At 72.8% G+C, this 9,032-nt stretch carries 7 protein-coding genes; 3 read left to right on the top strand and 4 right to left on the bottom strand.

All coding sequences use genetic code 11. The annotated features are described in order from the left end of the window. Positions 1 to 55: 55 nt before the first annotated feature. Both AB8Z75_RS26750 and AB8Z75_RS26745 read right to left on the bottom strand, forming a co-directional pair. Positions 56 to 1,039, bottom strand: a complete 984-nt coding sequence (locus AB8Z75_RS26750) for a Bug family tripartite tricarboxylate transporter substrate binding protein (protein ID WP_369206313.1) — start codon at positions 1,037 to 1,039, stop codon at positions 56 to 58. A 209-nt stretch (positions 1,040 to 1,248) separates the two neighbouring features. Further along, a complete protein-coding gene (locus AB8Z75_RS26745) occupies positions 1,249 to 1,608 on the bottom strand; it encodes an STAS domain-containing protein (RefSeq protein WP_369206311.1) in 360 nt (119 codons plus the stop codon). Positions 1,609 to 1,886: 278 nt separating this feature from the next. Between AB8Z75_RS26745 and AB8Z75_RS26740 the strand changes: the two genes are divergently transcribed. Beyond that, positions 1,887 to 2,426, top strand: coding sequence for a cupin domain-containing protein (locus AB8Z75_RS26740; protein WP_369206309.1), 540 nt, complete (start codon positions 1,887 to 1,889; stop codon positions 2,424 to 2,426). Further along, the gene (locus AB8Z75_RS26735; protein WP_369206307.1) at positions 2,423 to 3,229 is read left to right on the top strand and encodes an SDR family NAD(P)-dependent oxidoreductase; all 807 of its coding nucleotides are present in this window, start codon (positions 2,423 to 2,425) and stop codon (positions 3,227 to 3,229) included. Before AB8Z75_RS26740 ends, AB8Z75_RS26735 begins: the two co-directional genes overlap by 4 nt. A 25-nt stretch (positions 3,230 to 3,254) precedes the next feature. On the opposite strand, the gene AB8Z75_RS26730 is transcribed toward AB8Z75_RS26735, so the two are convergent. Beyond that, on the bottom strand, positions 3,255 to 5,531 hold the full coding sequence (locus AB8Z75_RS26730; protein ID WP_369206305.1) for an ATP-binding cassette domain-containing protein: 2,277 nt from the start codon (positions 5,529 to 5,531) through the stop codon (positions 3,255 to 3,257). A 130-nt stretch (positions 5,532 to 5,661) separates the two neighbouring features. Beyond that, positions 5,662 to 7,143, bottom strand: coding sequence for a hypothetical protein (locus AB8Z75_RS26725; protein ID WP_369206315.1), 1,482 nt, complete (start codon positions 7,141 to 7,143; stop codon positions 5,662 to 5,664). A 313-nt stretch (positions 7,144 to 7,456) separates the two neighbouring features. Here AB8Z75_RS26725 and AB8Z75_RS26720 point away from each other — a divergent pair, with 313 nt between their 5' ends. Beyond that, positions 7,457 to 8,860, top strand: coding sequence for a molybdopterin-dependent oxidoreductase (locus AB8Z75_RS26720; RefSeq protein WP_369206303.1), 1,404 nt, complete (start codon positions 7,457 to 7,459; stop codon positions 8,858 to 8,860). The last annotated feature ends 172 nt before the right edge of the window (positions 8,861 to 9,032 follow it).

Below are 9,032 nucleotides of genomic sequence, written 5' to 3'. Positions count from 1 at the left end.
GGCGTGGACGTGGGCGTGGCGGGAGCGTCCGCGGGGTGTGGGGTCTCGGGTGTGCTCACCGGCCCAGCTCCTTCAGTACCGTGTCGACGCGCTCGTCCTCGCTCTTGAGGAAGCGGCCGTACTTCTCACCGGGCAGCCAGGCGTCGTCCCAGCCGTTGGTGCGCAGCGACTCCTTCCACTCCTTCGAGTGGCGCAGCTCGCGCATGAAGCGGATCAGCTTGTCGCGCTGCGCTTCGGACAGGCCGGGCGGCGCCATCATGCCGCGCCAGTTGGTGAACTCCACGTCCAGGCCCGACTCCTTGAGGGTGGGCGCGTCGAAGCCCTTGACCCGCTCGGGCCCGGTGACGGCGAGCAGCCGCAGCTCGCCCGACTCGATCTGGTCCCGGTACTCGCCGAGCCCTGAGACACCGAACTTGACCTTGCCGCCGAGGACGGAGGCCAGCAGCTCGCCACCGCCGTCGAACGGCACGTAGTTCACCGACTTGGGATCGATGCCGGCGGCGCGGGCCATCAGCATCGGCGCCAGATGGTCGGGGCCGCCCGCGGAGGAGCCGCCGCCGACGGGAAGGGAGCCCGGTTTCTTCTTCCAGTCGGCCAGCAGTTGGTCGAACGTCTTGTACTTGGACTTCTTCGGGACGACCACGATGTCCGGCTCCTCCGTCAGCCGCGCGATGGGCGTCGCGTCGGCCAGCGTGGAGGGGGCGCGGTTGGTGTGGACGGCTCCGACGACACCGAGGCCCATGGACATCGCCAGTTTGCCGTTGCCGCGCTCGTTCACCAGCCGGGACAGGCCGACGGTGCCGCCGGCGCCGGGCAGGTTGAACACCTCGATGTTGTGGTTGAGCCCGGCGTCCTCGGCGTTCTTGGCCGCCGTGCGGGCGGTGATGTCGTAGCCGCCGCCGGGGGTGTTGGGCACCATGAAGCGCAGACCGGGGATGTTCGTGCCGCCCGAGGCGCCGCTGCCGGTCGTGATCAGCGGCGGTACGAGCAGCACGACCACCGCGGCTGCCAGGGGGGAGAGCAGGGCGCGCGTGCGCACGCGGGGACACCGCCTTTCCGGGGCAGTCCGCAGGGACGGGGGTGGCCCGCCGCCGGCCCGGTGCTGAGGGGGACGTCCGGACCGACGGCGGCGGGGGAAGCCCACATGCTGCCCGCCCACCACGGCGGTGTCTGCCCTTCGACGGCAAGAAAAGTATTGGTCGTTGTGGTCGTTGTGGTCGCGGCTGCGGGATGTACGCGGCTGTCCTGTTACAGGCCGACTTGTTCGGCGCGGCAGGCGTCGTCCACCGCGGCGTAGGCGGGCAGCCGGTGCTCCAGTTCCAACCGGCGCAGCAGCCTGCCGACCGGGACGTGTGCGCACACCAGCACGAGTGAACCGTGCCGGGACAGCGCACAGGCGCGTGCCCGCATCAGGACGCGCACCACCGAGCAGTCCAGGAACGTCACCTTCCGCATGTCCAGCACCACGCGGGGCGGACCAGGGGCGGCGAACGCCCGCACGAGGTCGGTCTCCAGCTCGGGCAGCGTGGCGATGTCCAGCTCGCCCCGCGCGCGTACGATCCGGAAGCGGGTGGGCTCCAGGGCGTCGGGGCGGGGGACGGCGACCATGAATGACCCCTTCCGCTGCGGGTGGCGCGGTGGTGCGGCACGGCGGTGTTCCCGTCGTGGTGTTTCCGTCGTGGTGATTCCCTTGTGGTGATTCCCTCGTCCGGCCGGGGTCCGGGGCCGAACGAGTGCACTCTAGGCACGGCTCGTGGGGGTTGGGGCGTGAGTGCGGATATCGAACCCTTCAGTGCCTTGATCTCACTCGTCCGAGTGGTGTGGGGCCGTTGGTCCTCCCGTACCCCCGCGCATGTCCCGCACGGAGAAGGGGCAGGGCATGAGGGATGCGACAGGACGGGCGAGAACAGGCGCGGGACGCACACGAGGCCGAGGCGCTGGCCGGGCACGAGGCCGAGGCGCTGGCCGCGCACTTCCGACTGGAGCCGCTGCCACGCGAAGGCGGCCGGTTCCGACGGCTGTGGGCCGGCCCGCAGCGGAGCGACGGGCGGCCCGAGGGATCAGCGATCGTGATGCTGCTGACCGCGGCGCAGGACGACTACTGCGCACTGCACAGGCTGCCGAACGACGAGATCTGGCACCACTACCTCGGCGACCCCCTCGAACTGCTGCTCCTCGCCCCCGACGGCACGGAGCACACCCCCGTGCTCGGCCCCGACGTGCTCGGTGCCGGACACCACGTCCAGCTCACCGTGGCGGCCGGGACGTGGATGGGCGCGCGGGTCGCGACGGGCGGCGCCTGGAGCCTCTTCGGCTGCACCATGGCGCCCGGCTACACCGACGCGGGATACGAACACGGGGACGCGGAGGAGCTCGCCCGGCGGTTCCCCGCGCACGCCGACACCATCCGGAGGCTGGGCCGATGACGCGGCGAGACGAGGCGGCGACGGCCGGGCCCCGGACCGACCCGGCATCCGGGCCGCGGACCGTTCTGGTGACCGGCGCGTCCGGGGGCATCGGGCGCGGGATCGCGCAGCGCTTCGCCGCGGCGGGCGCGGCCGTCGCCGTGCACTACCGCGGTGACGAGGCAGGCGCCCGCCGGACGGTGGCGTCCATCGAGGCGGCGGGCGGCGCCGCGCTCGCCGTCCACGGCGACCTGTCCACCGAGGCGGGCTGCCGCGCGGTCGTCGGGCGGGCGGCGGAGTGGCGGCGCGACGCGGGGCTCGGCGCCGTCGTCAACAACGCCGGCATCCAGCCGGTCACTCACCTGTGCGGGATGACCGAGCGGGAGTGGCGCGCGGTGCTCGAGTCGAACCTGCTCAGCGTCTTCGGCTGCACCCAGGCCGCCGCACCGCTGCTGGCGGACGCCGGCGGCGGCTCCGTCACCCACATCGCCTCCATCGAGGCGGCCCAGCCCGCGCCGGGCCACGCACACTACGCCGCGTCCAAGGCCGCGATCGTCGCCCACGCGCGGGTCGCGGCCCAGGAGTACGGCCCGCACGGGGTGCGGGTGAACACCGTCTCGCCGGGTCTGGTGTGGCGCGACGGCATCGAGGAGCAGTGGCCCGAGGGGGTCAGGAGATGGCGCGAGGCCGCGCCGGACGGGCGCCTCGGTACGGCCGAGGAGGTGGGCGACGCCTGCGTGTTCCTCGCCTCACCGGCCGCCCGCTGGATCAATGGGCACGACCTGGTGCTGGACGGCGGAGTGACCGCGCGCCCCTCCTGGTGAGGCCGGCGACTGCGCGCGGGGCCGCTCAGCCCGCGTACTCGCGCAGGTGCCGTGCCGTCAGCGTGTCGGTCTCGGCGATCAGCTGTGCGGGAGGCCCCGAGTAGACGACCTCACCGCCGTCGTGGCCGCCGCCGGGGCCCAGGTCGATGATCCAGTCCGCGTGGGCCATCACCGCCTGGTGGTGCTCGATGACGACGACCGAGTTGCCGTCTTCCACCAGCCGGTCGAGGAGCGCCAGGAGCTGGTCGACGTCCGCCATGTGCAGCCCCGTCGTCGGCTCGTCGAGCACATAGGTGGCGGCCTTCTCCGCCATGTGGATCGCCAGCTTCAGACGCTGCCGCTCCCCGCCGGAGAGCGTGTTGAGCGGTTGGCCCAGGCGCAGGTAGCCGAGCCCGACGTCCGCGAGTCGGCGCAGAATCGTGCTCGCCTGCCCCGTCGGGAAGAACTCCCGGGCCTCGGCGACGGACATGGCCAGCACGTCGCTGATGTTCTTGCCGCGCAGTGTGTAGCTCAGCACCTCGGGCGTGTAGCGCTTGCCCTCGCACTCCTCGCACACGGAGGCGACCCCGGCCATCATCGCCAGGTCGGTGTAGACGAGCCCGATGCCGTTGCAGCGGGGGCAGGCGCCCGCCGAGTTGGCGGAGAACAGCGCGGCCTTGACGCCGTTGGCCTTGGCGAAGGCCGTACGGACCGGGCCCAGCAGGCCCGTGTAGGTGGCCGGATTGCTGCGCCGGGAGCCGCGGATCGCGGACTGGTCGGCCACCAGCACGCCCGCACGGCCCGCGAGGTAGCCGTGGATGAGCGAGCTCTTGCCCGAGCCCGCCACGCCGGTGACGACGGTGAGGACACCGAGCGGTACGTCCACGTCCACGCCTTTGAGGTTGTGCAGGTCGGCGCCCCGGATCTGCACCGTGCCCTTGGGGGTGCGCACCGACTCGCGGAGCCGGGCGCGGTGGCCGAGGTGGCGTCCGGTGAGCGTGTCGGAGGCGCGCAGGCCCGCCACGTCGCCCTCGTAGCAGATCCGGCCGCCGTCACTGCCCGCGCCGGGGCCGAGGTCCACCACGTGGTCGGCGATGGCGATGACCTCCGGCTTGTGCTCGACGACCAGCACCGTGTTGCCCTTGTCGCGCAGCAGGAGCAGCAGGTCGTTCATGCGCTGGATGTCGTGCGGGTGCAGGCCGACGGTGGGTTCGTCGAAGACGTAGGTGACGTCGCTGAGGCTGGAGCCCAGGTGCCGCACCATCTTCACGCGCTGCGCCTCGCCACCCGAGAGCGTGCCGGCCGGCCGGTCGAGGCTCAGGTAGCCGAGGCCGATGTCGACCAGCGAGTCGAGGGTCTGGCAGAGCGTGTCCCGCAGGGGCGCCACGGAGGCGTCGTCGACGCGGCGGACGAACCCGGCCAGGTCGCTGATCTGCATGCGGGCGCAGTCCGCGATGTTCACCCCGTCGATCGTCACCGAGAGCGCGGCCCGGCTGAGCCGGCTGCCGCCGCACGCCGGGCACGGGGCGTAGACGACGGCCCGGTCGGTGAACTCCCTGATGTGGGCCTGCATCGCCTCCCGGTCCTTGGACAGGTAGGTGCGCTGGATGCGGGTGATCACTCCGTCGTAGGTGAGGTTGGAGGTGCCGACCTTGACCTTGGTGGTCGGCCGGTACAGCAGCGCGTGCCACTCCTGCTCGGTGAAGTCACGCACCTTCTTGTCCGGATCGAAGAACCCGGAGCCCACCATCACCTGCCAGAACCAGGTGTCGACGGCGAAGCCCGGCGCGGTGACCGCGCCCTCGCGCACCGACAGATCGCGGTTCACGACCTGGTCGATGTCGATGGTCGTCGTCTCGCCCAGCCCCTCGCACTCGGCGCACATGCCCTCGGTGCTGTTGAAGCTGAACGCCGTGGACGTGCCGATGTGCGGCGTCCCCACGCGGCTGTAGATGATCCGCAGCATCGTGTAGGCGTCGGTGGCCGTCCCGACGGTGGAGCGGGAGTTGGCGCCCATCCGTTCCTGGTCGACGACGATGGAGGCGCTCAGGTTCCGCAGCGCGTCCACGTCGGGGCGGCCCAGGCTCGGCATGAACGACTGCACGAACGCCGTGTACGTCTCGTTGATCAGCCGCTGCGACTCGGCCGCGACCGTGCCGAAGACCAGCGACGACTTGCCGGAGCCCGAGACTCCGGTGAAGACGGTCAGCCTGCGCTTGGGGATGGTGAGGGAGACGTCCGCGAGATTGTTCTCCCGCGCACCGCGCACCTCGATGACGTTGTGGCAGTCGGCCGCCGTGGCCGGTGCCTTCTCCATGGGCATGGGCGGCTCTCCTCGGCTCCTGTCCGGGCACGGCGGCGCCCGGACACCCCTCCTGAAGCGACCGGCTTGCCAGCCTAGGCGCTGGGTCCGACAACGGGCCGCCCTCGCGCCCCGCGGAGCCGTTCGGGCCTCACCAGCCCGTCAGCAGCACATGGTTGACCAGCAGGGCAACGGCCGCCTGGGCCGCGAGCCACCAGCGGGCACCTGCTCGCGGGAGGAGCGCGGCGGCGGGCAGCAGCCAGGTGAGGAAGGGCAGCCAGATGCGTTCCGTCTCGGCCTTGCTCATACCGGACAGATCGGCGACGACGATGGTGAGCAGTGCGGCCAGAACGAGCGCGACGAGCCGGTTCCGGCTGCCGAGCCGGTTCCGGTCGTCGGGCTGCTTCTGGTCTTCGGACCGGGGCCGATTGCCGGGGAGGCCGTGGTCGTGGGGCAGGCCGTGGTCATCGGGCAGGCCATGGCCGTCGGGTGGTCGGCCGGGGCGCTGCCGCGCCCGCAGGCGGCCGACCGCTCCCCGCCCCGCGACGGCCCCGCAGGCCAGCGCACGCCGTACGCCCGCGATCGCGGCGGGCCCGGCGACGGTCACCGCGCAGGCCAGGTTCCCCCACACCCAGTAGCTGTAGGGGCGAATGCCTGCCGCGCCCTGGTAGTAGCGCTCGGTCAGCAGGTGGTAGGCCTCCCACCAGTTGAAACCGGCCAGGGTGAACGCGGCGGCGACCACGGCGACCCCGGCCAGGACGTGCGGCAGGGGCCGCAGCGTGCGTGCCAGTGCGAGGACGGCGAGGCCGAGCAGGGCGCACAGGGTCAGCCCGTAGGACAGGTAGCACACGAGGCCGAACAGGAGCCCGGAGCCCAGGGCCGCCACCCGGGGCGCGCGGACCGTACGGGTGGCTGCCACAGCGAGCAGGGCGAGCGCCCAGGCGGCGACCGCGGTGAAGTAGCCGTCCGCCGAGACGCCGACCCACACGGCGGTCGGTGCCAGCACCAGGAACGGGGCCGCCCTGCGGGCGTGTTCCTCGTCCGTCAGCGCGCGCAGGGCCACCAGGAGAGCCGCGGCTGCGGACGCCCCGACGGTGATGACGAAGGCCGACGCCCAGGGGCCGCCGCCCAGGCCCAGGCGGTCGAGTCCGACGAAGGTGAGGACGGCGCCGGGCGGGTGGCCCGCCACGTGCGGCACCCAGTTGTCGGGCGAGTGCAGCAGGATGTGGTCGGTGAACGTCCGCAGCGCCGCGCCCACGTCCCGGAAGCGGTCGATCTCCTGGAGGTACTCGTAGGCGGAGGTGAGTTGGTTCTCGACCCCTCTGTGCCAGCCGTCCACCAGGGCGAGCGACCAGATCCACGCCATGGAGGCGCCCCAGGCCGCCGGAGGCAGCCACCGCCACGGCAGCCGCGCCGCCGCCGTCCGCCCGTACACCACGACGGCCGCGGCGATCAGCAGGGCGAAGGGGGTGCCCGGGCCGACGTGGGGTTCGAGTTCGGCATAGTAGGGCGGCCAGTGCACCCGCAGGGTGCCGTGCTCGCGTTCGATCGCCGACCCGATGACGACGGCAGCGGACACCAGCGCCACGGCGGCCAGTACGGCCAGCAGGTCGGGCACCGGGCCGCGCCCCACCTCGCGTCTGCCCGGCGTCTCTCCCGGCCCGAGCCCACCGGCGGTCGGCTGGGCGGCGGTCGGGTCCGGCACGATGCCCGGTCCCGAGTCGGCAGGCGGTTGCGAGGGAGCGCCCGCGTGCGCTTCCCGCTGGCGGGGTGCGCGGCCGTCCGGTCGGTGGCCGGGTCCGTGGGGGCGTGCGGGAGAGGGTTCTGGTGCCACAGGTGCACGTTAGGCCGCTCGGGGGCGCATGCGGGTCATCGGGCGCGGACGTCAGCGTTTCGTCATGCCTTCCCCGCCCCCACGGGCTCGCACCGGCGCTTACGGTCGCTGCATGGGTGATCACAGCGCCGCTCCCGGCCCGCCGCCGGACGAGCGCCCTCCCGGCCCGCCGCCGGACGAGCGCCCTTCCCCGCGCGGTTCCTCGCCGCCCGCGGAGGGCCGCACGGCACCACGGCTCCCCTCGGATGCCGGCTTCTGGCGCAGCCCGCTGCGCGGACCGTGGCTGACCGCGCTGCTGGGCGTCGTTCTGCTGGCGGGCATCACCGTGGTGTTCGTGACGGGACTGCTCTCGTACGCCGCCTACAACCCGGATCTGGCGCCCGCCAACGACCAGACGCCCGAGCGGGGCCTGCTCGGTTTCTACCTGTTCGCCTGGCCCACCGATCCGCACTGGCTCTACCGGCTCACCCAGGGCCTGCATGTCACGGTCGGTGTGGTGCTGGTGCCGGTGCTGCTGGCGAAGCTGTGGTCGGTGGTGCCGAAACTGTTCACCCTGCCGCCGGCCCGTTCGGCCGCGCACGCGCTGGAACGCGTCTCCCTGCTGCTGCTCGTCGGGGGCGTGCTGTTCGAGTTCGCGACCGGGCTGCTGAACATCCAGCTCGACTACCTCTTCCCCGGCTCGTTCTACCCGCTGCACTTCTACGGGGCGTGGGTGTTCGCCGCCGCCTTCGTGGTGCACGTCGCCCTGCGGCTGCCCAAGGCCGTACGGGTGCTGCGGCACGGAGCACCCGACGACCTGGCCTCCGGCCGCAGAAAGCGCCCGACGGCGGGCGCGAGGGAGCCCGACAGGGGAACCGGGCTGGTCGCCCCCGACCCCGCACGGCCCACCCTCTCGCGGCGCGGTGCGCTCGGCGTGGTGGGTGGCGGCTCCGTGCTGCTGCTGGGAGTGACGGTCGGCCAGAACTTCGACGGTCCGGTTCGCCGTACGGCCCTGCTGGCGCCGCACGGCGGTACAGAACCCGGCTCCGGTGCCAACGCCTTCCAGATCAACAAGACGGCCGGCGCGGTCGGTGTCACCGCCGAGGAGACCGGCGAGGGCTGGCGGCTGACCGTCCAGGGCGCGGACGGGCGTGAACAGCGGTTCTCACGCGCCCAGTTGCTCGGCATGCCGCAGCACACCGCGGCCCTGCCCATCGCCTGCGTGGAGGGCTGGTCCACCTCTGACCAGCACTGGAGCGGCGTACGTCTGCGCGACCTCGCACAACTGGCCGGGTACGACCCGAGGGAGGGGCTGCCGGGGGTGTTCGTCTCCTCCCTCCAGCGTTCCGGCGCGTTCCGGGAGGCTGCCCTGCGCGACAACCAGGTGCGCGATCCGCGCTCCCTGCTGGCGCTCCGGGTGGGCGGTGAGGACCTCTCGTTGGACCACGGCTATCCGGCCCGCGTCATCGTTCCCGCTGCCCCGGGTGTGCACAACACCAAGTGGGTGTCCCTGCTGTCGTTCGGAGCGAACCGATGAGCGAACCGCCGAGCGAACCGTCGAGCGGACCCGCGGACGAACCGGCGGACGGCAGCCCGCCGCCGGCTGATGGCGGTCCGTCACCGGCCGACGGCAGCCCCCCGCCGGCCGGTGGCACCTCGCCGTCGGCCGTCACCCCCTCGACCGGTGACGACTCGACAGGGGGAGGGGC

It is taken from the genome of Streptomyces sp. PU-14G (genome assembly GCF_041028275.1).
Taxonomy (GTDB): Bacteria; Actinomycetota; Actinomycetes; order Streptomycetales; family Streptomycetaceae; genus Streptomyces.
The sequence above is the reverse complement of the archived record's forward strand: the minus strand, read 5'-3'. Positions and strand labels throughout refer to the sequence as shown.